A 23,330-nucleotide genomic window follows, 5' to 3' on the forward strand; every position below is an offset into this window, starting at 1 on the left:
AACCATTATTTGTACTGATAACCATTAATAGAGGGGGGCGAGTGTTCGTCCCACCTCTTTTCCGTTTTACTTAATCGAAGAATAAAAACACCAGTCATCAAAGGTACTTCATGCAAATTTCTCAACTTGAACCACAAGATACCAGCATCGTTCTTAAGCTGTTTGGTGCACTGTTTTACTACCAACCAAAAGATTACCCAGCGGCGAATCTCGATACGTTGCTAAGCAATACTGATACACCAATTGAAGCGCTTAATGACATGCTACGCAGCTTTCAAAACGAGAGCGAAGAGGCACTGCAAATGGAGCACGATCGCATGTTTGCCGGTATTGGTGAGATGCCAGCGCCACCTTGGGGTTCGGCTTATCTAGATAAAGAGGCGGTGTTGTTTGGTGAATCAACCATTGAATATCGTTACTTCTTGCAGCGTTGTGGTTTTGCTTTGGAATCTGACCAACGTGAGCCAGAAGACCAGATCGGCTTGATGCTGATGGTGTTAGGCATGTTGATTGAAACTGAACAGCAAAAACTGGCGGCTGAAATGCTACGCGAACACTTGATGACGTGGTTTGGCTTTTTCAACAAGCGCTTCAAAAAAGCGGTGACTCTCACGCCTTACTCAAAACTGTCGAACCTTACGGAAGAATTACTTCAATCCTTGAGTGAGCAATACCAAGTCGTTATACCAGCAAAAAGAGATTACTCGGATGCGCCAGTCTGAATCGGTTGACCTAAGCAAGCGACGTCTGTTTTCGTTCCGTCGCGCGCCAGTGGAACAAGCTCAAGAGCCTCGTGTTAAAGCGAGACCGCCGTATGCGGTGGAAGAGTCGATGTTCACTCGGCTTTGTGATGGATGCGGAAAGTGCGCTTCTGCATGTTCGAGCCAAATCATAGAAATGGTTGATGGCGTTGCCGCGTTAGACATCAGTTACTCGGCATGTGATTTATGCGGCGCGTGTAAGTCGGCGTGCCCTACATTAGCGCTTTCCAATCGAACAGAGTCTACAGGCTTGGTAGCAACTATCTCGAACAGTTGCGAAAACTTATACGGTTATTGCGGTAGTTGCGAGGACAGTTGCCCATATGATGCTTTGCAATGGCAAGACGATTTCAAACCTAAAATTGACGCTGCCAAATGCAAAGGTTGCGGACAATGCGCGCAAAGCTGCTACAACAGCATGATCAGCTTTGACTTAAAACGATAAAAAAGGGATTGGCGCGAACCAATCCCTTTTTGTTTGTACTCAATTCTATTTAATCTTACGCCAAGGTTGCCAATTGGCTTTGCGCGTCTGAAATGCCTTTTGCTGCTGCGTCTTCGCCCATGTTTAGCGCTTCTGCGTAAACAAATTCCACATCTGTGATGCCAACAAAGCCTAATACTGTGCGTAGGTATGGTGTCATGCTGTCGGTTGGTGAATCTTTATGAAGACCGCCACGTGTGGTGACTACGATTGCTTTCTTACCTTCAATCAGACCTTGAACGCCGTTTTCTGTGTATTTGAATGTCACGCCTGCACGAGCAATCAAATCAATCCAGTTTTTCAGCTGGGTTGGAATCGTGAAGTTGTACATTGGTGCTGCGATAACCAAAGTATCTGCTGCTTTGATTTCTTCAATTAGGGTATCAGATAGGTCAACCACCGCTTGTTGCTCTTGTGAAAGATCCTCTGTTGCACGTAGTGCTGTCGCAACTGAAAAGTCTAAAACTGGTAGTGGATTTGCAGCTAAGTCACGAACAGTTAGCTTATCTTGGTCTACATTTTTGATGAAGTCTTCAACCAGCTTGTTTGATTGAGAGTAATCGCCAAGGATGCTTGATTTAAGAGCTAGTACACGAGACATATGGATTTCCTTTAATAAGTGCTTTCGGCTATGTGATGCATTATAGGCAATGCTCGTCGACTCAAAACCCGATGGATTTGCTTAAGTTGTTCGAAAAAATTGAATGACTGTTTGAAGCTGCTTTCCGTTATCTTGTTCTAGCCCTTATGTGCTACAATCCGCGCAGTTTTATGTAATGAAAAGAATAGGAAACGCTTTGACTTCGTCACAGCCCCCAAAAAAGAATCCCGCTGAAGAGCAAGCGACACCGTCAAATGGTGCGCAAAATGCCAAAGCGAAGCAGGCTAATGCATCTCAAGCACAAGCTTCTCAGAATGCTGCGCCTCAGGCTCAAGTAAATAACGCGGCGTCACTACGCAAGGCACTTAACCAGTGCATGATGCGTGACCGCTTCCGCTTGAGTAAACGAATCTCTGGTGCAAGCAAAATCAAAAAAGACGCAGCACGTAACGCTGTGTTTGATGAAATCGCATTAGATATCGCCAAATCCATGATGGTTGTGGAGCAACGTAGTAGCTACAAACCAACGATTGAATACCCTGAAATCCTGCCAGTCAGTCAAAAACGCGACGACATTGCGAAAGCGATCGAAGAAAACCAAGTGGTTATCGTTGCGGGTGAAACCGGTTCAGGTAAAACCACTCAGCTACCAAAAATCTGTGCTGAGCTTGGTCGCGGTAAATTCGGTCTGATTGGTCATACTCAGCCTCGTCGTCTTGCGGCGCGTTCGGTTGCGAACCGTATTGCCGAAGAGATGGAAACCAAGCTTGGTGAGTTTGTTGGCTACAAGGTTCGATTCAACGATCAGATCTCTGAAAACACCCAAATCAAATTGATGACGGACGGTATCTTGCTGGCTGAAATTCAGCATGACCGCTTCTTGAATCAATACGACACCATCATTATTGATGAAGCGCACGAGCGCAGCCTGAACATCGATTTCATCTTGGGTTACTTGAAAGAGTTGCTACCACGTCGTCCTGATCTGAAAGTGATCATCACGTCGGCAACCATCGACCCTGAGCGTTTTTCAAAACACTTCAACAACGCACCAATCATTGAGGTGTCAGGTCGTACTTACCCAGTAGAAACGCGTTACCGCCCACTAAGCGGTGATGACGATAACGATCGTGACCAGCTTGAAGGTATTTTCGAAGCGGTAGACGAACTGTGCGATGAAGGCTTAGGTGACATCCTGATCTTCATGAACGGTGAGCGTGAAATCCGTGATACCGCGGATGCACTGTCTAAACGTAATCTGAAGAGCACGGAAATTGTGCCGCTTTACGCGCGTTTGTCGGCGGGTGAGCAGAACAAGATTTTCCAACCTCATGCTGGTCGTCGAATTGTACTGGCAACCAACGTAGCGGAAACCTCTTTGACGGTTCCCGGAATCAAATACGTTATCGATCCGGGTACGGCGCGTATCAGTCGATACAGCTACCGTACTAAGGTTCAGCGTCTTCCAATCGAGCCAGTTTCTCAGGCGAGTGCGAACCAGCGAAAAGGTCGTTGTGGTCGTGTGGAAGAGGGTATCTGTATCCGTCTGTACTCAGAGGAAGATTTTGAGTCACGTCCGGAGTTTACCGATCCTGAGATCCTGCGTACCAACCTAGCGTCGGTTATCTTGCAGATGACGGCACTTGGTTTGGGCGATATTCAAGCCTTCCCATTTGTAGAAGCGCCTGACAAACGTAACATTCAAGACGGTGTTCGCCTTCTAGAAGAGTTAGGTGCAATCAATTCTGATGCGAAAGAATCGAAAAAACGCCTAACCAGCATTGGCCGTCAACTTGCACGTCTTCCAATCGACCCACGTTTAGCACGTATGGTATTGGAATCACCAAAGCAAGGCGCATTGAAAGAAGTGATGATCATCGCGGCGGCACTGTCGATTCAAGACCCACGCGAGCGTCCAAGTGACAAGCAGCAATCATCAGATGACAAACACAAACGTTTCTTCCATGAAGACTCAGATTTTCTGACGTTTGTGAACCTGTGGAACTACATCCAGAAGCAGCAAAAAGCGCTGACGGGCAACCAGTTCCGCAAGCAATGTAAACAAGATTACTTGAACTACTTGCGCGTGCGTGAGTGGCAAGATGTGTACTTCCAAATTCACCAGTCGATGCGTGAAATGGAATTCAAACTGAACGATGAGCCTGCGTCTTACCATGGCGTACACAGTTCAATCCTAGTCGGTTTGTTGTCACACATCGGTATGAAAGACCAAGAGAAGAATGAATACCAAGGCGCGCGTAACGCTCGCTTCCATATCTTCCCTGCATCAGGTCTATTCAAGAAGCAGCCTAAGTGGATCATGTCTGCTGAATTGGTGGAAACCTCAAAACTTTGGGGTCGCATCATCGCGAAGATTCAACCTGAGTGGATTGAACCATTAGCGAAGCACCTGATTAAGCGCAGTTACAGCGAACCGCATTGGTCGAAGAAACGTGCAGCAGTCATGGCACACGAGAAAGTGATGCTTTACGGCGTGCCAATTGTGCCGAAGCGTTTGGTGAACTACGGCAGTATCGATCCAACCGTCAGTCGTGAGCTATTCATTCGTAGTGCGCTGGTGGAAGGTGAGTGGGAAACCAAACACGCGTTCTTCAAGCAAAACCGTAAGCTTCTTCAAGAAGTGGAAGAACTTGAACACAAATCTCGTCGCCGTGACATCTTGGTCGATGACGATGAACTGTTTGATTTCTACGACCAACGTGTTGGCACTGAAGTGGTCTCTGGCAAACACTTCGATACATGGTGGAAGAAAGCGTCGAAAGACAACAAAGAGTTGCTGAACTTCGAGAAAGAGATGCTGTTCAAGGGCGATGCAAGCCACGTTACCGACTTGGATTACCCGAACTTCTGGCATCAAAACAACCTGAAACTTAAGCTAAGCTACCAGTTTGAGCCGGGCGATGACAGCGACGGTGTGACAGTTCACTTGCCGCTGCCGATCTTGAACCAAGTTGAGCCTGCGGGTTTTGACTGGCAGATCCCAGGTCTGCGCCATGAGCTTGTGGTGAGTTTGATTAAGTCGCTGCCGAAGACTGTGCGTAAGAACTTTGTTCCTGCGCCAAACTACGCCGATGCTTTCTTAGCTCGTGCAACACCGATGGAAGCGCCGCTGCTGGACTCATTAGAGAAAGAGTTGCGTCGAATGACGGGTGTGGAAGTTCTGCGCGAAGATTGGAATATGGATCAAATTCCGGAGCACTTGAAGGTGACTTTCCGCGCGGTTGACCATAGAAATCGCAAGTTGAAGGAAAATAAAGACCTTCACGAATTGAAAGAGAGCTTGAAAGACAAAGTTCAAGAAACCCTTTCAAAAGTTGCGGATGACGACATCGAGCAAGAAGGTCTGCATACGTGGAGCTTTGGCGAACTGCCTAAGGTATACCAACAAAAACGCGGTGGTTACGACGTTAAAGCGTACCCAGCGATTGTGGATGCCAAAGACAGCGTTGAAATCAAACTGTACGAGACCGAATACGAGCAGGTCACGGCAATGCAAGCGGGTCAGCGTCGTCTGATTTTGCTGAACGTGCCGTCGCCAATTAAATACCTGCACTCTAACTTACCGAACAAGTCGAAGTTGGGCCTGTACTTTAACCCTTACGGTAAGGTGCTGGATCTGATTGATGACTGTATCGCGTGTGGTGTCGATAAGCTTATCGAAGAGCAGGGCGGTTTGGTTTGGGAGCCAGAGAAGTTTGATGCACTGAAAGAACACGTTCGTGCTGAGCTTGGTGATACGGTGGTGGACATTGCACAGCAAGTGGAAACTATCCTGACGACCGCTTTCAACATCAATAAGAAGTTGAAAGGTAAGATCGATTTCACCATGGCGTTCGCGTTATCGGACATCAAAGCACAAGTCGAAGGGTTGATCTTCAAGGGCTTCGCGACAGAATGTGGCTGGAAACGCCTGCCAGATATTCTTCGCTACATGCGTGCGATTGAGCGTCGTATGGAGAAGCTGCCGATCGATCCAAACAAAGACCGTTTGCACATGCTGAAAGTGGAATCCGTGACGAGCGACTACAAAGAGCTGCTCAACAAAATTCCGAAAGGCATGGTGATTCCTGAGAACGTAAAAGAGATCCGTTGGATGATCGAAGAGCTTCGAGTGAGCTTCTTTGCTCAACAATTGGGGACTCCGTACCCAGTTTCTGATAAACGTATCAAAAATGCGATTGATGCTTGCTAATCGATCGGTACAATAGCGGCAGTTTTTTTCTTGTGGGGTTTGCTGAGTAATCAATGGTTTGTCCAGTGGCAAGCTCGATTGGTACAGTAATTGCAGTTATTCACCCACAAGTGATTTTAAGTCACAAGGGAGGCAATGGTTCGCCTCCCTTGTGTTTGCAGTACCAACCTCTGCTTGATGCAGAAGTGGGTAATAATAAAGAGTAAAGGTTGATGATGAAGAAAACTCTATTGGCAGTGGCACTTCTAAGTGCTTCTTCTGCAGCAATGGCAGATTCATGGATTTATGGTGGTGCTTCTGTAGGTCAGTCTGACTACAAAGGCGAAACAGACACGTCTTACTCTGTACACGTAGGTACAGGTATTCTGCCAATCATCGGTATCGAAGCGGGTGTTACTCAACACGGTGAATTCAAGATCGCTGGTCAAGAAACTAAACTGACTTCTTACTACGCTGCGCTTAAACCAAGCATCGACTTCGGTCCTCTGCATGTTTACGCGAAAGGCGGTATCCACCAGTGGGATAAGAAAGTTTCTGGCGGCAAAGACGACGATGATGTGGATCTAATGTACGGTGTAGGTGCGGAATACTTCATTTTCGGCCCTATGTCTGTTGGCGCAAGCTACATGAACTACACAGCGGGCAAAGACGACATCGGTACGTTCTCTCTAAACGCGACACTACACTTCCTATAATCGTCGAACATTTCGAAGATTTATGTGATAAACACCGGCAACGCGCCGGTGTTTTTTTGTCTGTAAATCACACAAATAGACATTGAACAGAAATTATTCATTTCTTGTTCTTAAAACCTGCCACTTTTTGAATATAGTATTTACCTAGATACATAAGGAACGCGATGCATTTCGCGTGATGTTCCGTTCAGGAATCGAACAGGAAAGGTATAACTATGAAAACAAAACTCTCGTTATTGGCTTTGGCGCTATGCTCAACATCTGCACTTGCTGACTCTTGGCTTTATGCTGGTGGTCAAATTGGTCAATCAGACATCGATAGCGAAAACGACACCACTTATGGCATTCATGTTGGTACGGGGATCTTGCCGCTGATTGGTATTGAAGTGGGCTATTTCAACCATGGCCAAGTGGATTTAAATCTTGCTGGTAACCGAGGTGATGTAGATTTCTCTTCTTTCTACTTAGCCGCAAAGCCAAGTATCGACTTTGGTCCTCTGCACGTTTACGCGAAAGGTGGTATTAACGCGTTTAACGTCGAATACAATGGTAATCTGAGTAGCTTGGACAAAGACGATGGCGTGTCTTACATGTACGGTGTTGGTGCGGAATACTTCTTGTTAGACAACATTTCTGTCGGTGCAAGTTATCAAGCGTTTGGGGTTGATATCGATGGGGACAGCGATACAGTAAGCAGCATCACAGGTAATGTGACGTTCCACTTCTTATAATATGGCTTCAGACTGAGTCATTCGAATCGTAAGATTTCGTTTGATTTGAATATGAACAATGAGAAAAGCCCGCCGTTATTTTGAATAAAGTAACGGCGGGTTTTTTGTTTAGTCCTGAATCGGGTTAGGTCGGCATTGTATGTTGGTTAGAGGGACAAACTTGTCGTCTTTCTCGTAATAAACGCCACATTCCTCTTCACGAAGTTGCAAGGTGTATTGATCGGGCAATTCTGTCTCTGCGCCGTTCAATGGCATGTTGTAACTCTCCATCAATTGCCCAGAAACGATCAACAAATGTGAGTTTGTTTCGAAGGTATTTGACGCAATTTTGGGCGGCACTTGGTTGCCTTGAATTGTCGTGATTGCTTGTTGGATCTCAGTCACGGTGTCTGCAGACGTTTTAATGCTTAGTGCATTGACTGCATCATCGCTGTGACCTGAAGAAGAGCAACCCATTAGCATCACGCTGATACCCGCTCCGGTAATTATTGCTTTTGTTCTAGTTAATTTTGACATGAATAGCCTCTTGTCGAAGTGGATCAATCCCTTTATCAAGTGGAGTGCCACCTAGCATAGGCATCGCTCTTGGAGCTGCCGCCACAGCAGGCGCAGGAGGACAAGTTCCTGTGTTCATGTAGTTTAGCGCTGCAGATAGCATGCCTTCAGAGCTGTTACCCAATGGTTTGGTTAAGTCGTCTGCCACAATACAGCCTTCCACTTTGTCATCTATACCAATAGTAGACGATACAAGATTTTTTGCTGTAGGTGTAAAGCCATCGGCAAAATCGCCAAATCCTTTAGCATTCGAAGACTTAAATTGAATGGTGTAGTACATGTTGCCGCAGTTTTGCTCTGGAGAGAAGCCGTATGGCTTACCCGTTGTCGTGGTACCAATTTGAACCACTTCGACATCAATACCACGAAGACCATTGATAAGAAGTTCACTTGAGGACGCGGTGTTGTCAGTCGTTAGAACGTAAACGCGTTTCGCACTTAATGTCGGTAGGGCAATGTCAGTCAAGATACCTTTACCCCAATCAATTTCAGTATCGACAAAGTTATAAACGTTATTTTCTACCTTGCCAGAGTTCATGATCTTGTCGTTGTAAATCAGCTCAGCGAAAGTGGCATTAGAATGTGTGCCAGCCAACATGTAGCCGACTTGCGCAGACTGCCAAACTAAACCACCACCGTTGTAGCGTAAATCCATCACGATCTCATCAACGTTCGCAGCTGACAGCTGATTAAACGCATCGATAAGTGGCTGTTGCGCAGTCACTTCAAAAGCGTTGTATTGCATGTAACCGACTTTTGTTCCGTTGTTGTCGATGACTTTTACATTGCGAACTGGGCTTGTTGCGACATCTGCCGATGTCAGAGTCACCACCTTCGGAGCGCCATCAACGGTTTCAAACGTGAAGGTGTAGTTTTGACCTAGCGTAGGAGAGAAAAGCGTATTGTTGATGAAATCAATCTCAGAGCTCGAAGAGGTGTTCACAACATCAACATCATTGATTTTCAATAGCTTGTCGCCTCGAGCAACGCCATTTGAAGAGGCTGGAGAGTTATCTTCTGTGTAAGAAATGATGATTTCTCGCGGTTCATAGCTTTGAACGAATTTCCAGTTAAAGCCGAAACCAGCAACAAGACCCGCTTGTTGTGATTTCATGAAATCGTCGTAAGAGCGAGTGAAGTGGAATCGATCCTTGTATTGGCCAGAAGCCGTTCTTTCTGTCGTTACCAGCGAATCAAAATAAGCCGCAACGGTAGGGAAGTTGTCCGGGTTGATATCTGGGATCTCGTCATACCAAAGATAGGTATCATTACTGAAGGCACGTAAGAACATTTTTTCTTGCAGTGCTGAACCTGTTTGGTCTGGATAATAATCCCCTGTGTATGGGTCAATACCTGTTCTAGCGATGCTACATTTATTCGCAAACTCGCTAGCCGGGGTAGAGAAGTCTCCTGCTGACCAGGTTATGTTATTGCCGACTGCAGTGCTAGAGCTATTTCCATTGTCACCGCCGCCTCCACAGCCTTGTAACAATAGAAGAGGGAGAGTTGCCACCAACGCTGTGTTCTTATACTTCAACATAAATTTCCTTATTTCTGTGACATTTATAGATTTGAATTGTTTTTAATAAATTGCCTATAAGCCACTCGAATGTATAGATCTTGTTCGTTGCTGTGCAAACACTAAGCAAATTAGTGTGATTGGTGTCATATAAATTAGAGTAAAAATTCAGTTTACTAATTTAGTTAAATCTAAAAATTCATTAATAAATAGCAAGTTAGTGCTATTTTTGACGCGAAAATTCACGATGACACTTCTGTAATTTTAGACGATTGAAAGTGGCTTTAGAAAAGCATTGAACGACAGAAGAATGCTAGGCAAACAGTCCGAGCATGACGAGAGTCGACGCTTTGTGGTCGACTCTTTGAGTTTATGGAGTTAAGAAATTTGATCGAGTTGGTACTGATACTTTCGCTCTAAGGCTTCATTGCCCGCAGCGCGTTCTAGTTCCACCATTAAGCGGAGAGAGGGTTTCTTGACCCCGTACATTTGGTTAAAGCGCATCAAGCGAATACGTGCATCGGTATAGTTCCCGCTGTCGATCTCTAACTTAGCTAACTGAAGGATAGATTTAGGACGGTGAGGGTCATGGTCGATAGCGCGAGCGAAGTAATACTTTGCCTTTTCAGCTTGATTCGACTTTAGTGCACAAAATCCGGCGTTCTCGTAACTCGCAGGGATAAGGTAATAGTAAGGTTGCTCGATCGCACGATTGAACATTTTATCTGCTTGGCTGTATTCGCCTTGTTTACACAGGAAGGTGCCGTAATTGTTCAGTACGTTACCATTTTTGGGATGCTGGCGAAGAGAGCGTTTGTACATCTGTGCTGCTTTTGAATCTTCACCTACGGTTTCGTAGTAATGCGCCATCGAAAGTTGTGCTCGATAGTAGCTAGGTGCGTGGGTAAGGGCTTGCTGCAGATTATCGTGTGCTCGGATCATACTGCCACTCTCTAAATAGCCGAGACCGAGAGCGATTCTAGACTCTGCCATAGAAACCGGATCGGCTTTCACAACTGGACTGTTTCCATCTTCATTGACGGTAACACACCCAACCAAACCTAGCTGGCTTGCTAACACTAATGCACCGAGTTTTCCAAGCTTCATATATATGCCCCACATCCCTGATTCACACAGCATGATATGAATTACGATGCAAAAGCCTATTGGGGAAAAAATACTATGCGATCAGGTTAGCAAACTGATACAAAAAAGCCGCCAGTTGGCGGCTTAGTTCACACTCTAAATTCAGGCAGTTAGTCGTCTTTAGTGAAGGCGTCTTCGCTGAAATGATCCAGATCGTACGGAGTTTGTTGGTAAACGCAATAGTTCAACCAGTTAGAGAACAGCAGATGTCCATGGCTGCGCCAACTCGCACAAGGTGGATTGTCTGGGTTGTTATTCGGGTAATAATTGATTGGAATAGCAGGTTCCATCCCTTCGCCCAAATCTCGAATGTATTCGTTATGGAGTGTGTGAGAGTCATATTCTGGGTGACCAGTGACAAACACATTACGCTTGTCTTTTGTGGTTGCTAGATAAACACCCGCGACATCGGACGTTGCGAGAATATCGAGGTCCGTATGTTCTTCTAAAAACTCCGGCGAGAAATCTGCATAACGAGAATGTGGTGCTAAGAACGTATCATCGAAACCACGCAGAAGAGGGTGGTACTGATGATGGATAGAGTGATGGTACACGCCTGATAGCTTTTCTTTACGTGTTTTCTTTGGCAAGTTGTATAGAAGCTTCAAACCTGCTTGTGCAGCCCAGCATACATAAAGTGTGGACGTGACGTGATCTTTTGCCCACTCCATAATGGTCTTCAAGTGATCCCAATAAATCACATCTTCAAACTGAACCAAACCTAATGGAGCACCAGTAATGATAAGGCCATCGAAGTTCTTGCCTTTTACCATTTCAAATTGACGATAAAACGTGTCCAGGTGTTCCGTTGGTGTGTTCTTACTTGGGCGATTATCGATTCGTAACAGCTCCACGTTCACTTGAAGCGGGCTATTAGAAAGTAGGCGAAGAAACTGAGTTTCTGTCTCAATCTTCTTTGGCATCAAATTGAGAATAAGCACTCGCAATGGACGGATTTCCTGACTCGCCGCTCGACTTTCGCTCATCACAAAGATGTTCTCTGTCCTTAATACATCGCTAGCGGGTAACTGATCTGGAATTCTAATTGGCACGGCTTTCTCTCCCTAAGCTTAACTTTTTAGACGTCTATACTTCTAAAGCTAACGTAATTACTGACGGATGTCGACATGAAATGTGACTTTGAACGGGATTTCTTTTGTTCCTACTTTCATCTCACACAGGAGCCAAACATACAAAAGAGACTCTACATATGAGAATAGCGCTCTTTAGAATAAAAAACCTAAGTCGAACTGTTCTAATTTTAAATATTCCAATCACTTATTTTCAGTAAGTGAATACTTGATTGCGCTAATAATCCGGAAGGTTAAATTATGCCGATGTAAGATAATTAAAATTATTAATTCATTTAATTTAGTTAGATTATATTCTAACTCTTGTTTTTATGTGATGCCTTGTTAAAGGTTATGACAAGTTACTTTGTCTTTTATCGAATGATATGCTAACAACTAACTTGTAGTAACTGGAATTTGACTGTGTAAGATTGAAATTAATGAAGCAATAAATTAAAGTTTGAATTTATAGGAAATAACAACCCCTAAAAGTTATTGTAGGAAAAAGCCGAATAATGATCTTACTAGTAAGTTGAGTCGGTAGAGAGCGCTGAGTTTTCTTGAAGTTTAATCAGTGTGGGGCAGGAGGTCTAAGCGCTAGAGGCCAATGAACTTGGATCTTATCATCAACACCTACTTACGTTGTTAGACACCGTTTTCAACGCTCTTATATCACAATTAGGATGAGCCTTAGATAAGAACTCTATTTAGATATTGTGTAATTTAAAGCGAACAAAGATTGATAAGATTAAATTAGAAATAAAATATAGGCTTGTAAGTTAGTTATGAGATATAAACATATCAATGACAAAGTTTTTGATTCTTAACGTTGGAGCTATTTTGATGATTGAGAATCATACATTATGCATCATTCATTAACACGTCAGTTAGTGTAGGTGGTTTATTAAAAGGTGATAGCAGGAATAATATAATGATATTGAAACTATTTCTGTTGATGCAGTGAAAACTCACCTTGTTGATATAAACCGGAAAAAGCCCAGCGTTCGCTGGGCTTTTTTTTATGTGTCTTATGCCAGTTGGTCATTACCTTCGATCAAGTAGTGATTACTGATTGAACCTGCGGTTCTAGCGTTTAGGTGAGGTACATACTCTGGGTCATTCATAAAGTTGAGTGCTGCTTGGCGAGAAGGCCATTCGATAATGATGCGAAGTGCCGGTGCTTCACCGTTGCCTTCTAGTCGTTCGTGCACGTTGGTTCGTGCGATGTACTTGCCACCGTGTTTTTCCACCAGTGCGTTCGAGACGCTGACATAAGCAGGTACCCAGTCTTGGGCTGTAGGGGTTACATCTAATACTGAATAGTAAGTCACGGTATGCTCCTTGATTGCACGTTAGCCGATGAAATTTAGCTTAATGCAGTCTGGTCATTTCGATAAGAGAGAGCGGAATCGAAACACTTTTTAGATTCCATTGAAAATCCAAATCGATTCAGGGTTATTGCTCAATTGGTATGAATTGTCGACTCAAACTGACGCTCCGCAATTGTGATTGCGGCAATATTTCTGAGTACATTTTTGTGTAACGGATACGGTTGCGTTTGAAGAGAATTATGAGATCGAGTTAGTATAAATTTTGAGCCTTAATACCAATAAAGACACTAATTGGCTCGCCAGCACGTACTTAAATACGTTGTATGGAAAATCATCGTCAGTGGAGGACATTATGTTCGGTATGTTTAAAAGAAAAGAGACCATTCAGAGCATTGCACATCAAGTTCCTAACGTCTTGCTTAGGGAGTTTGGCGATAAGGACGTTTATCTGCCAGACGAAGTCGACCAAGCGTTGGCCGAACTTGGGCACGACAAGTTGGAAGACATGACGCGTTATCAATACGCTTACGGTATGTTCACCAGCTTGGCAAGCTATGAGCAGTTAGGTTTAACAGAGGAGCTTGGCAATTACGGCCATTTCCAACGGGAGGTTGGCAAAATGCTTCTCAACACACCAGAACCGATTGATATGCACATCTACTTTGAGCTTTCACAGCAGCATCATTTTAACCATGCCAAAGCGGATGTTGGCAATGAAGCGACTGTGGTCGATAGTGCAGATGGTGGCTATTAATAGTGGCAGAAAGGGCATTCCAAATTAACTTTCTCGCTGACTTCCCCCATGAGTCTGATCTTATTGCACAATGGTACTTTGATGAGTGGGCTTACACTGTCCCTGGTGTGACGCCCGCTCAAGTTCGCGAGAAGGTTTTACTCAAAGCCAATAGCCGCCATGCATTTCCACTTTCATTTTTGGTTCATGACGAAAACAATGACCTTGTAGCAGTCGCTGAACTCAAGATCCGAGAGAACATTCATTTCCCTGAGTATGAGCACTGGTTAGGTGGAGTCTACGTCGATGCCTCATCACGAGGTAAAGGTTATGCTGCTGCGCTGGTCGTTCGTGCACAAAATCACGTGTTTCAACTTGGCATTCCAAAATTGTTTCTGCAATGCGAGCCGCATAATGAAGCCTTGTATCTGAAATACGGTTTCCGTCCTCTGCATAACACTTCTCACAACGGAGTCCAGACTATCATTATGGTTTGGGAGTCATCCGAGCTAAGTTCTTGATATCTTTCATCCCCCCCACGTTAGTGCAATTTAAATCGCCATTCGCTAAAAAATAATAGGTTATAAGTAACAATGTGCATATCTTGACGTTGGTCAAAAATGTGCCACTTTCTCCGTCGTTTTTATTCAACTTGTTCAATACTCATTTGAAGTTGGATGTCGAGTTTTGGAATGAAGATCATGGAGAGAGATATGCGAAAGTGGCTAGGTGCACTCACGCTCACTGGGTTATCAGCGTGCAGTTTATCTGATGATATCTACATGGAAGGGCGAACACTTTACTTTAATGGCGAAATAACCGCGGAGAGCGTGCGAGAAGCCATCGAGCTTGCCAACGTTCAACCGCATGGTGTTGTTGCCTTGATGATAGACAGCGACTCAGGCGAGTATCGACCAGCGATGGAACTAGGACGCTGGGTTTACAACAATCAGGTTCATTTAATCGTCAATGGAACGTGCGCTTCTGCCTGTGCGAACTATGTTTTAACAGCGGCACCGAGTACTTTGGTTATGAAAGGCTCAGAAGTGCTTTGGTTTGGTGGCGCGATGCAAGATGAATGGGACACCGATGGCTTTGATCAACAAGAACTCGAACAATGGCATCAATCCTTAAGTTTGTGGCGTCAGCACGAAGAAGCCTTTTTTGCGCTGGTGGCGGTAAATCCAAAGATCACCATGTTTGGACACTTGAACAAACGTGAAAAATTACACAAAGCAGGTTGTGATACCAGCAATGCAGCTTGGATGTATCACATTGATGATATGCAAAAGTTAGGGTTGGACAACATCGTGTATGCGGACCCAGATTCGTTACTCACAGCCAGAAATGACGCGTCTGCCTGCGTGATCAATTTGGAAGAGACCGACTTCTAACTGCGATTATTACGCTGGTGTAAATGTGAGTTGCATCACTTTTTATAGCGTACTGACGGATTTTGATTATAATGCGCCGCTCAGAGATTCGATATGTCATCGAGTTCAGGTTAATTGAGCGTTGTTTGCCTTATGTTCAAAATGCTTGTTTCTATGCCTCCACTGGTTGCGCTGTCTATTGCTATCGTGTGTGAGGTGATTGCGACTTCTTCTATTCCAAAGACAGAACAGTTTACTAAATTGATGCCGAGCACCGTGGTTATCATCGGCTATGGTATCGCTTTCTTCCTACTGTCTGTGACCGTAAAAAGCATGCCAGTTGGTATTGTATATGCGATCTGGAGCGGGGCGGGGATTGTACTTGTGGCTGCTGTCGGTTACTTCCTATACGGACAAAAACTCGACCTTGCTGCACTCGTTGGTATTGGTTTCATTCTTACTGGCGTTATGATTGTGAACTTGCTGTCTAAGACCGTCGGTCACTAATCCATAGATTTACCAACAAAAAGCCGCGAATAGTTCGCGGCTTTTTGCTATCTGAAGAAACACTCTTTGGCTATGTAAAGAGACATGGATGCGATTAATTCGCCATCGCCTCAATCAATTGGCCTTCTCGGCGACGCTTACGGTTGCGGTACATTACGGCACCAATTGCTGGCAAACTGAAGGCGATAAAGCCAAGAATCAAAGCAGAGGCGCCTGTTTGAGCACTAATACCCGCTGGCACATCGAATGAAACGAAGATGGTCACCAGACAGCTAACCAAGCCTAGCGTCGCCACCAACATCATACCGAACTTGCCACCAGGCACACGGAACGGACGCTGAATATCTGCGTGTTTACGGCGTGAGACCAAGAAGCTAACGAAGATACAGATGTACATCACCATGTAGAGTTGAGTCATCAGAATATTCAACAGCCACATGCCTTGGTTCACGTTTGGCACCAAGATGAACACCAAAGAAAGCACACTTACAATCGCGCCTTGCAGCAACAGAAGTGGAACTGGCGCTTGGTTCTTGTTCTCTTTTGATAATGTCAGCGGCATGAAATGGTCTTTCGCAGCGACATGTAAGCTCTTAGTTGGTGCAATGATCCAGTTATTCAGGCTCGCCAAGCTACCAAATACAATCGCAAGCGCGATAACTGGCAGCATGAATGACATGTTCAAATCATCGAAGAACGCCTTGAACGCCAGAATAACCCCTTCGCTTAGGCTTGAATGATCGCTCGATACTACGGAAGAGATGGAAAGCGAACACGCGGTTAGAGAAACCAGAATCAACACGGTTGAAGCAATAAGTGCTTTTGGATAAGTCTTTTGGGGATTATCGACTTCACTCGCGTAAGAGGTGGTGATCTCAAGCCCTGTTAGAGAAAGCACAACCGCGGTAAAGCCAGCACCAATGCCATCTTGTGAGAAATCAGGTAACCAGTCAGATGCATGACTAAGTGAGATATGCGATTCACTCGGATTAGTGTAAGCCCAGTAACCACCTAGGCCGATGATCAGTAGGATAGGGAAGATAAGTCCAAGTGTACCGAACACATTGGTAATGAGCGAAGACAAACGCAGACCGAAGATGTTCACCAACGTCAGCGCCCAGAAAATCACGTTAATCATGATCAACATGAAGATGTTGTTCTGGGCTAGTTCAGGGAAGAAAGGATACGCACCGGTTGCGACGATAAACGAGATGAGAGGTGGGTAGTACACGATGTTTTCAGCATACTGATACCACACGGTCGCAAAGCCAAAGTTTGGACCTAATGTCTCTTTACCCCACAGATATACACCGCCTTGTTGCGGGTAGGTGGTACTCAATTCTGCACACACTAATGCCGTAGGGACGAAGAAGCAAAGACCTGCCAGTAAGAAGAAAGAGATGGCGTGACTACCAAATAAGGCGGCACCCGGAATGTTCCTTATACTGTCGACGGAAGTAACCGTAATCATGATGACAGAAAAGACACTGAGTTTGACGGCGGATTTGGCGATATTGCTCATTCGATACCTTTAATTATTGAGCCACGTGTCTCGGACGGAGAACCCGCGTGCTACAAGTAAGACGGGCGTATTGTAGGGCTGCACGAATCTGCCGGTATATAGCCAAAAATGGTATGTATTTACTCAAAAATGAACCGAAATCTCAGTGGTTTAATCGTAATCAATTTAAACGTTTGCTCTGGTCAAAAAACGCAAGATTGCGTTAAAAAATGCATATTAAGAAATGTGTTTATAGCGAATTATTTATTACCAGAATCCTAGAAATTTGGTCGAAATACGCCATTGTTTGACTCTAACCTTGGGGGAAGGTCTAGATTGAGGGCAGTTAGAGTGATTTAGAAAGCGGAGAAAACCATGGGATGTTGTAATCAAGCGCCAAAAGGTGGCACCGGAAAACTCTCTTATTTGCTGGGATTGGTGGCGGTGTTATTTGTCGGGATCTTAGTATTGGCCGCGGTTTTTGGCTAATAGAGCAGTATTAAAAAACACGCCCTAGAGCGTGTTTCTTGTGTCTGTCATTGGGAGCTAAAAACGGGTGTTGGCTAACCCAATACCAAAGAAGATAAACAGCCCACCACTCACGTAGTTCAGCCACTTACTGGTTTTGGAAGACGTAAGCAGTGCTTTCACTTTGGTGGCAAAGAAGATCACAAACAAAAACCAACTCGCGACGATGCTTGCCTGTAGTGCACCCAACATCATGCTTTGCTCCAGAATGTGTTCAGGTTGCACAAACTGAGGGAAGATAGATAGGTAAAACAACACGATTTTTGGGTTCAGAAGATTGGTCAGTAATCCTTTCGCAAAGGCTTGTTTCAGCGTCTGCTCTTCTATCTTGCGGTCGAGCTTTAGCTTTTGGTCTGCCAACTTAAGGCCGCTTTTCAAGTTATTGATCCCCAGCCATACCAAGTAAGTGACACCCATCCACTTTAAAATATTAAATGCTAACGCGGACTGAGAAAGCAGCAGGCTTAAACCTTTCGCCGATACAAACGCATGGATCAGAAAGCCTAGCGCCACGCCAAGGATATTGGCTATCGCGAAGCGGCGGCTTTGCGTCAGGGCTGTAAACAAAATCAGCAAAGCGTTAGGGCCGGGTATCACAGCCAGAAAGAAAACGATGCCGCCAAACGCCAACAAGATGTCGAAGTTCATACTTGTTCCAATTAAAGAGAATGTCTCATAGCTATTATGGCGAGACTTTACACCCGCATGTGTTGAAAAACAAACGATTAGAGTGCGACGTCATCGTCAGTTTTGACCGGATAAAAACGCTTCGATATAAGACTTTTTCTCTCTTATAAAATCGATAAACAATTGCGACTTCTGCGGTAAGTGTTTTCTGTCCTGATATACCAAGAGCATGGTTTTATCTTGGGGGACCCAATCATCCAAAATCACCGTGAGCTCTTGGGTTTGCAATTCTTGGTAGAGCATAGACTTTGGCAGATAACAAACGCCTGCACCGTCTAAGCAAAGTTGTTTGCTAACAAAGAAATCATCGGTTGTGACACTGCCAGCTTCGGTCACTTCGACTACTTCATCTTTCAAGCTAAACCGCCAAGGTAAAAAGTAGCCCTCCACGTGATTGCGGATGCACGGCGCTGCATTCAATTGACGCGGGTGTTCGAACTTGGGTAGAGCGTTAGCCAGAGCGTTTGAAATGGCCAAAACATACTTCACGGGAGAGAGCGAAATCGCCACCAAAGAAGAATCGCTCAATGGGCCTAAACGAAAGGCGAAGTCCAAACTCTGTTTCGTCATATCCTGATATCGATTAGACGAAGCAAGGTTGATCTTAATCGTGGGATAGCGTGCTTGAAACTCCGCAAATAGGGAGGCGAGTAGGTTCTGGCTGAGTGCACGAGGTGCAGTGATATTGAGTGTGCCAATCGGCTTGCTCGCGGCATCTTCGGCTTCATGATAAAGCTCGCTGACCGTATCTGCGATTAACTGTGCTTTGGGCAAGACTTGTTGGCCGAGTTCAGTGAGCGACAATGAGCGAGTGGAGCGATTAATCAACTTGCCGCCAAGCTCTGCTTCCAACTGCTGAATCTTCCTACTCACGGTTGTTGTCGGCACATTGAGTTGCCTTGCCGCTTCAGCAAAGCTATTGAGCTCAATGACGCGCGCAAATAAAGGCAAGGCTGATATCTCTTTCATGTTAACTCTATTTTTCTTCATCCCGAATATGGGATAGTGAAGCCCAGATTAGCTATCTAGTCAATTTTTACGGGATTAACTAAAGTTACTCCATACCGCAGCGGCATGCTGCAAACACAGAACATACGCTCAATCTCGGTAGGAGAACATCATGGACATTCTAGTTTTAGGCGCAACAGGTAACACAGGCTCAGAAGTGGTTCGTCAACTACAACAAACAGGCGCAAATTTTGGTGTCATGGTAAGAAATGCCAAGTCAACAGCAACCATGAATCTTCAGCCAGAACAAGTTCGTGAAGGTGACTTTACAGACGTTGCTGCGATGGAAAAAGCGATGCAGGGTGTAAAACGTATTTACGTCTCTATGCCGATTCATCAAGACAACAAGCTTTGGGTGGAGAACGTCATTGCGGCGGCAAAAGCAGCGAATGTTGAGCACGTTGTTAAGCTATCGGGCATGGGGGCTAAGAGTGATGCTGGTTCAGAAATCATTCGTACCCATGTAGTCACCGATGATTTAGTCAAAGCATCAGGTTTGGCTTGGACCATTATTCAGCCGAACTCTTTTTTCCAGAACCTCTACGGTAGCCTAGCGACCATTAATGCGATGGGGAAATTCTTCTTACCGCTTGGTGACGCTAAACAAAGTGTGGTGGATATTCGTGATGTAGCGGCAGTGATTGTTGAATCGCTTATTGGAGAAGGTCACGATGGCCAAACCTATTTACTTTCGGGCCCTGAAGCACTGACTTTTGCACAGCAAGCGGAAGTGATCTCTCAAGCGTCAGGCAAGCAAATCGAATATGTGGCTGTTTCTGAACAAGACGCCGCCGCAGCGATGAAAGAAGCAGGGATGGATGAATGGTTCGCCAATGCGTTGGCTGAAATCATGGCTTGGTTTGGGACAGGAGCTTACACAGAAGTGACAGACACCGTTGAGCAAGTGACTGGTAAGCCAGCACGCAACTTCGATGACTTTGCGAATGAATTTGCGCATGCCATTGAGAAATAACATCCTAAGAATTTAATGACAGGGGAGCCAAGTGCTCCCTTTGTCGTTTTTTGAATGTGAGATTTCAAACAACCTTATCTTCTCTAAAGCTTTATAATCATCAAGAGATTATCAAATAGGATTAGATAATATGTTGCTTGAAGATCTTCAAGTAGTGCTCAAAGTCGCTGAGTTTCGTAGCATTACAGGAGCCGCGACCGCATTAGATATGAGAACCGCCACGGCCAGCGCGGCGGTAAAAAGAGTCGAAGCTTCTTTAGGGGCAGAGTTGTTTGTGCGGACTACGCGCCATTTACGTTTATCCAGTGCGGGTGAGCGTTATCTTCCTCAGTGTGAGAAAGCACTCGAACTGTTAGAACACGCGAAACAGAACATGCGTGAAGATCTCGACATTATTGATGGGGAAGTGCGAATCGCGCTTTCTTCCGATTTAGGACGAAACTTAGTTACTCCTTGGCTCGATGAGTTTATGGACAGTTATCCGCAGGTGACGCTGAGAAGCAACATCAGTGATAGCAACGTGGACTTCTATCGAGACTCTGTCGATATGGCACTGCGTTACGGTGCACCGACAGATTCCAGCATGTATGGGTTTAAAATCTGCAATGTGCCAAGGTTATTATGCGCAACACCAGAATATCTTGCGGAACATGGAACGCCTAAGCACCCACAAGACTTAATCGAACATAATGGTTTGTTGTATCAACTCCACGATACGTTGCAGGATGTTTGGGGATTCAGTGACGGTGATAGTGAACACAAGGTCAAACTCAAAGGCAATCGAGCTTCCAATGATGGCGATTTAGTCCGACGTTGGTGTGTCTCTGGAAAGGGCTTGGCTATCAAATCGTGTTTAGATATGTCGCAAGATTTGCTAAAAGGCAACGTAGTGAATGTCATGAGTGAATACAAACCAACACCAACGGAACTGTGGCTGATTTGTCCGAGCCGACAATCAATTACGCCAACCGTAAGATTACTGCGTGATCTGTTCAGAGAAAAAACTAAAGTCATTCTTACTGAACTGGTTAAAGATGGTTTATTGGAACAAAGCGTACTTAAAAACTGACTCAACAAGGGAGCCTTTTCGCTCCCTTTTTCCTTTTATTGGGCGATAGACGATAGAGACACTCTCGGGACGCTCACTCTTTCAACATTCATATCTCGAAACGCAATTACTCGCTGCGGTGGAATTACCGTTTGCTGTCAGTACAGTAAGCCGCATTTTTATTACAATTCGACGAAAATCACGGCATTTCTCTTAGATTTGATAAAGTCGCCCGCAATCTCCAAAAGTTCTTATTGTGTAGCGTATCAAAGAGGCCTACACTCCGCGCGCTTTAGTTTTTAATAAGCACAGTCAATGATAATAACTTTTCGTATTTATCGTTGTTTTTAAGGATTTTTATAGACGAATTCGTCTGATGACACACTCATGAATAAGCACAAAGCACCAAAATTCAAGGCAGAATTTTTGGCACCTCGCTACTGGGGTACATTGATCATTATTAGCATCATGTACCTTCTTAGCCTCCTTCCATTTCGTGTACAACTCGCGCTAGGAAGCGGAATTGGTCGCATTGCGATGCGATTAATGAAAAAACGGCAAGTCACGATCAAACGTAATTTAGAGCTGTGTTTTCCAGACATGAGCGACCAAGAGCGTGAGACGATAATAAAAGAAAACATCGATAACGCGGGTATCGCGCTGTTTGAAACCGCGATGGCGTGGTTTTGGTCAGACAAACGTGTCAGTAAGCACGTCAACATCGAAGGGATGGAACATATCGAAGCGTTAGAACAACAAGGCAAAGGTGTTCTGATGTTAGCAGTGCATTCCATGAATCTAGAACTTGGTGCGCGAGCATTTGGGATCCAAAAGTCGGGTTCTGGTGTTTACCGCCCAAACAACAACCCATGTTTTGACTACTTCCAATACAAAGGACGTTCTCGCTCGAATCGTACTTTGATTGACCGCAAAAATGTAAAGGGCATGCTGGAAGCACTGAAGACAGGCCAGCGTGTTTGGTACGCACCGGATCATGACTATGGTACACGTCGATCGACGTTTGCGCCTTTGTTTGCGGTAAAGCGTGCCTGTACAACAACGGGAACCAGTTTGCTGGTGGATGCTACGGATTGTGCCATTGTGCCATTTACTATGGTTCGTGAAAGCAATGGGCAATACACTTTAACCATTAGTGCGCCAGTTGAAGGTTTCCCTAAAAACGACCCAGACCAAGCGGCAGCGTTCGTAAACAAGATTGTCGAGAAGTCGATCATGGCATGCCCTGGGCAGTACATGTGGCTGCATCGTCGCTTTAAAACTCGTCCGGATGGAGAATGTTGTTTATATAGACCCCAACTTGTACCTGCGATGTAACCTACGAGCCCAGACATTTGTTCTGGGCTTTATTTTATCTGTCGATTCATTTCTGATTGATTGATTGATTGATTGATTGATTGATTGTTTGCCACAATAGCGACGTTTGATGACCAAGGATGAACCATGCTGACAGGATTGAACCACATTACGATAGCGGTGAGTGATTTAGAAAGCTCGCTCGATTTCTATATCAACGCGCTCGGTTTTAAGGGGCACGTGAAGTGGAGACAAGGCGCGTATCTTTCTTTGGGTGATCTCTGGTTTTGTTTATCGGTCGATAAGCCAGACGAGAAGAGTGATTACTCCCACATCGCTTTTTCTATCTCACAGCAAGACTTCACGGACTTTTCTCAAAAGCTTATTCAGCTCGATATTGCTCAATGGAAAAAGAACAAGAGTGAAGGGGATTCGCTGTATCTTCTAGATCCTGATGGGCACAAATTAGAAATCCACAGTGGTGATTTGTACTCGCGATTAGAGAGCATAAAGCATCAACCTTATGAAGGTTTAGAGTGGTTGTAGGAGCGT

At 44.9% G+C, this 23,330-nt stretch carries 22 protein-coding genes; 13 read left to right on the forward strand and 9 right to left on the reverse strand.

Going from position 1 to position 23,330, the window contains the following annotated elements:
- Positions 1–110: 110 nt before the first annotated feature.
- The gene (locus ACLIIY_RS05780) at positions 111–722 is read left to right on the forward strand and encodes a TorD/DmsD family molecular chaperone (RefSeq protein WP_285379266.1); all 612 of its coding nucleotides are present in this window, start codon (positions 111–113) and stop codon (positions 720–722) included.
- Complete coding sequence (locus tag ACLIIY_RS05785) at positions 709–1,206, forward strand: 4Fe-4S binding protein (RefSeq protein ID WP_434528288.1); 498 nt, start codon at positions 709–711, stop codon at positions 1,204–1,206. Before ACLIIY_RS05780 ends, ACLIIY_RS05785 begins: the two co-directional genes overlap by 14 nt.
- A gap of 55 nt (positions 1,207–1,261) precedes the next feature.
- Here ACLIIY_RS05785 and ACLIIY_RS05790 read toward each other — a convergent pair whose 3' ends face one another.
- On the reverse strand, positions 1,262–1,846 hold the full coding sequence (locus ACLIIY_RS05790) for an FMN-dependent NADH-azoreductase (protein ID WP_005433839.1): 585 nt from the start codon (positions 1,844–1,846) through the stop codon (positions 1,262–1,264).
- Positions 1,847–2,021: 175 nt separating this feature from the next.
- Between ACLIIY_RS05790 and hrpA the strand changes: the two genes are divergently transcribed.
- The 3 genes from hrpA to ACLIIY_RS05805 all read left to right on the forward strand — a co-directional run bounded on the left by hrpA (position 2,022) and on the right by ACLIIY_RS05805 (position 7,485).
- Positions 2,022–6,059, forward strand: coding sequence for an ATP-dependent RNA helicase HrpA (hrpA, locus tag ACLIIY_RS05795; RefSeq protein WP_080765333.1), 4,038 nt, complete (start codon positions 2,022–2,024; stop codon positions 6,057–6,059).
- A gap of 215 nt (positions 6,060–6,274) precedes the next feature.
- A complete protein-coding gene (locus ACLIIY_RS05800) occupies positions 6,275–6,754 on the forward strand; it encodes an outer membrane beta-barrel protein (RefSeq protein WP_009704276.1) in 480 nt (159 codons plus the stop codon).
- Positions 6,755–6,969: 215 nt separating this feature from the next.
- Entirely contained in the window at positions 6,970–7,485 is a 516-nt protein-coding gene (locus tag ACLIIY_RS05805; protein WP_009704277.1) for an outer membrane beta-barrel protein, read from the forward strand.
- 108 nt (positions 7,486–7,593) lie between these two features.
- Here ACLIIY_RS05805 and ACLIIY_RS05810 read toward each other — a convergent pair whose 3' ends face one another.
- The 5 genes from ACLIIY_RS05810 to ACLIIY_RS05830 all read right to left on the reverse strand — a co-directional run bounded on the left by ACLIIY_RS05810 (position 7,594) and on the right by ACLIIY_RS05830 (position 13,106).
- Positions 7,594–8,001 carry a hypothetical protein gene (locus ACLIIY_RS05810; protein ID WP_038894019.1) on the reverse strand — a complete coding sequence of 136 codons (408 nt, stop codon included), beginning with the start codon at positions 7,999–8,001 and terminating at the stop codon, positions 7,594–7,596.
- Entirely contained in the window at positions 7,985–9,580 is a 1,596-nt protein-coding gene (locus ACLIIY_RS05815; RefSeq protein WP_434528289.1) for a S41 family peptidase, read from the reverse strand. Before ACLIIY_RS05815 ends, ACLIIY_RS05810 begins: the two co-directional genes overlap by 17 nt.
- 357 nt (positions 9,581–9,937) lie before the next feature.
- Entirely contained in the window at positions 9,938–10,666 is a 729-nt protein-coding gene (pilW, locus tag ACLIIY_RS05820) for a type IV pilus biogenesis/stability protein PilW (protein WP_032801970.1), read from the reverse strand.
- A gap of 149 nt (positions 10,667–10,815) precedes the next feature.
- A complete protein-coding gene (gene metA, locus ACLIIY_RS05825; protein WP_005442735.1) occupies positions 10,816–11,757 on the reverse strand; it encodes a homoserine O-acetyltransferase MetA in 942 nt (313 codons plus the stop codon).
- Positions 11,758–12,803: 1,046 nt separating this feature from the next.
- Positions 12,804–13,106 (reverse strand): DUF1330 domain-containing protein, encoded by a 303-nt coding sequence (locus ACLIIY_RS05830; protein ID WP_434528290.1) that lies wholly within the window; start codon positions 13,104–13,106, stop codon positions 12,804–12,806.
- A gap of 352 nt (positions 13,107–13,458) precedes the next feature.
- On the opposite strand from ACLIIY_RS05830, the gene ACLIIY_RS05835 reads away from it, so the two are divergent.
- From ACLIIY_RS05835 to ACLIIY_RS05850, 4 genes are all read left to right on the forward strand, one after another.
- Positions 13,459–13,860, forward strand: a complete 402-nt coding sequence (locus tag ACLIIY_RS05835) for a hypothetical protein (protein WP_009704283.1) — start codon at positions 13,459–13,461, stop codon at positions 13,858–13,860.
- Positions 13,861–13,862: 2 nt separating this feature from the next.
- Positions 13,863–14,360, forward strand: coding sequence for a GNAT family N-acetyltransferase (locus ACLIIY_RS05840; RefSeq protein WP_434528291.1), 498 nt, complete (start codon positions 13,863–13,865; stop codon positions 14,358–14,360).
- A 192-nt stretch (positions 14,361–14,552) separates the two neighbouring features.
- Positions 14,553–15,233 carry a hypothetical protein gene (locus tag ACLIIY_RS05845; protein ID WP_080642196.1) on the forward strand — a complete coding sequence of 227 codons (681 nt, stop codon included), beginning with the start codon at positions 14,553–14,555 and terminating at the stop codon, positions 15,231–15,233.
- 153 nt (positions 15,234–15,386) lie between these two features.
- Positions 15,387–15,719, forward strand: coding sequence for a DMT family transporter (locus tag ACLIIY_RS05850; protein ID WP_005442747.1), 333 nt, complete (start codon positions 15,387–15,389; stop codon positions 15,717–15,719).
- Between the two features lie 94 nt (positions 15,720–15,813).
- Here the strand turns inward: ACLIIY_RS05850 and ACLIIY_RS05855 are convergent, their stop codons facing one another.
- The 3 genes from ACLIIY_RS05855 to ACLIIY_RS05865 all read right to left on the reverse strand — a co-directional run bounded on the left by ACLIIY_RS05855 (position 15,814) and on the right by ACLIIY_RS05865 (position 19,404).
- A complete protein-coding gene (locus tag ACLIIY_RS05855; protein ID WP_180825194.1) occupies positions 15,814–17,241 on the reverse strand; it encodes an APC family permease in 1,428 nt (475 codons plus the stop codon).
- A 525-nt stretch (positions 17,242–17,766) separates the two neighbouring features.
- On the reverse strand, positions 17,767–18,396 hold the full coding sequence (locus ACLIIY_RS05860) for a LysE family translocator (protein ID WP_434528292.1): 630 nt from the start codon (positions 18,394–18,396) through the stop codon (positions 17,767–17,769).
- Positions 18,397–18,492: 96 nt separating this feature from the next.
- Positions 18,493–19,404, reverse strand: coding sequence for a LysR substrate-binding domain-containing protein (locus ACLIIY_RS05865; protein ID WP_434528293.1), 912 nt, complete (start codon positions 19,402–19,404; stop codon positions 18,493–18,495).
- Positions 19,405–19,555: 151 nt separating this feature from the next.
- On the opposite strand from ACLIIY_RS05865, the gene ACLIIY_RS05870 reads away from it, so the two are divergent.
- The 4 genes from ACLIIY_RS05870 (at position 19,556) to fos (ending at position 23,324) form a co-directional block, all read left to right on the forward strand.
- Positions 19,556–20,416: an SDR family oxidoreductase gene (locus tag ACLIIY_RS05870; protein ID WP_434528294.1), complete on the forward strand. Its 861-nt coding sequence runs from the start codon at positions 19,556–19,558 to the stop codon at positions 20,414–20,416.
- A 130-nt stretch (positions 20,417–20,546) separates the two neighbouring features.
- Positions 20,547–21,485 carry a LysR family transcriptional regulator gene (locus ACLIIY_RS05875; RefSeq protein WP_005443476.1) on the forward strand — a complete coding sequence of 313 codons (939 nt, stop codon included), beginning with the start codon at positions 20,547–20,549 and terminating at the stop codon, positions 21,483–21,485.
- Between the two features lie 366 nt (positions 21,486–21,851).
- Positions 21,852–22,799, forward strand: a complete 948-nt coding sequence (locus ACLIIY_RS05880) for an LpxL/LpxP family Kdo(2)-lipid IV(A) lauroyl/palmitoleoyl acyltransferase (RefSeq protein ID WP_434528295.1) — start codon at positions 21,852–21,854, stop codon at positions 22,797–22,799.
- Between the two features lie 126 nt (positions 22,800–22,925).
- Positions 22,926–23,324, forward strand: a complete 399-nt coding sequence (gene fos, locus ACLIIY_RS05885) for a fosfomycin resistance glutathione transferase (RefSeq protein ID WP_434528296.1) — start codon at positions 22,926–22,928, stop codon at positions 23,322–23,324.
- Positions 23,325–23,330: the final 6 nt, after the last annotated feature.

The organism is Vibrio sp. K4 (genome assembly GCF_051122595.1).
GTDB lineage: Bacteria > Pseudomonadota > Gammaproteobacteria > Enterobacterales > Vibrionaceae > Vibrio > Vibrio owensii.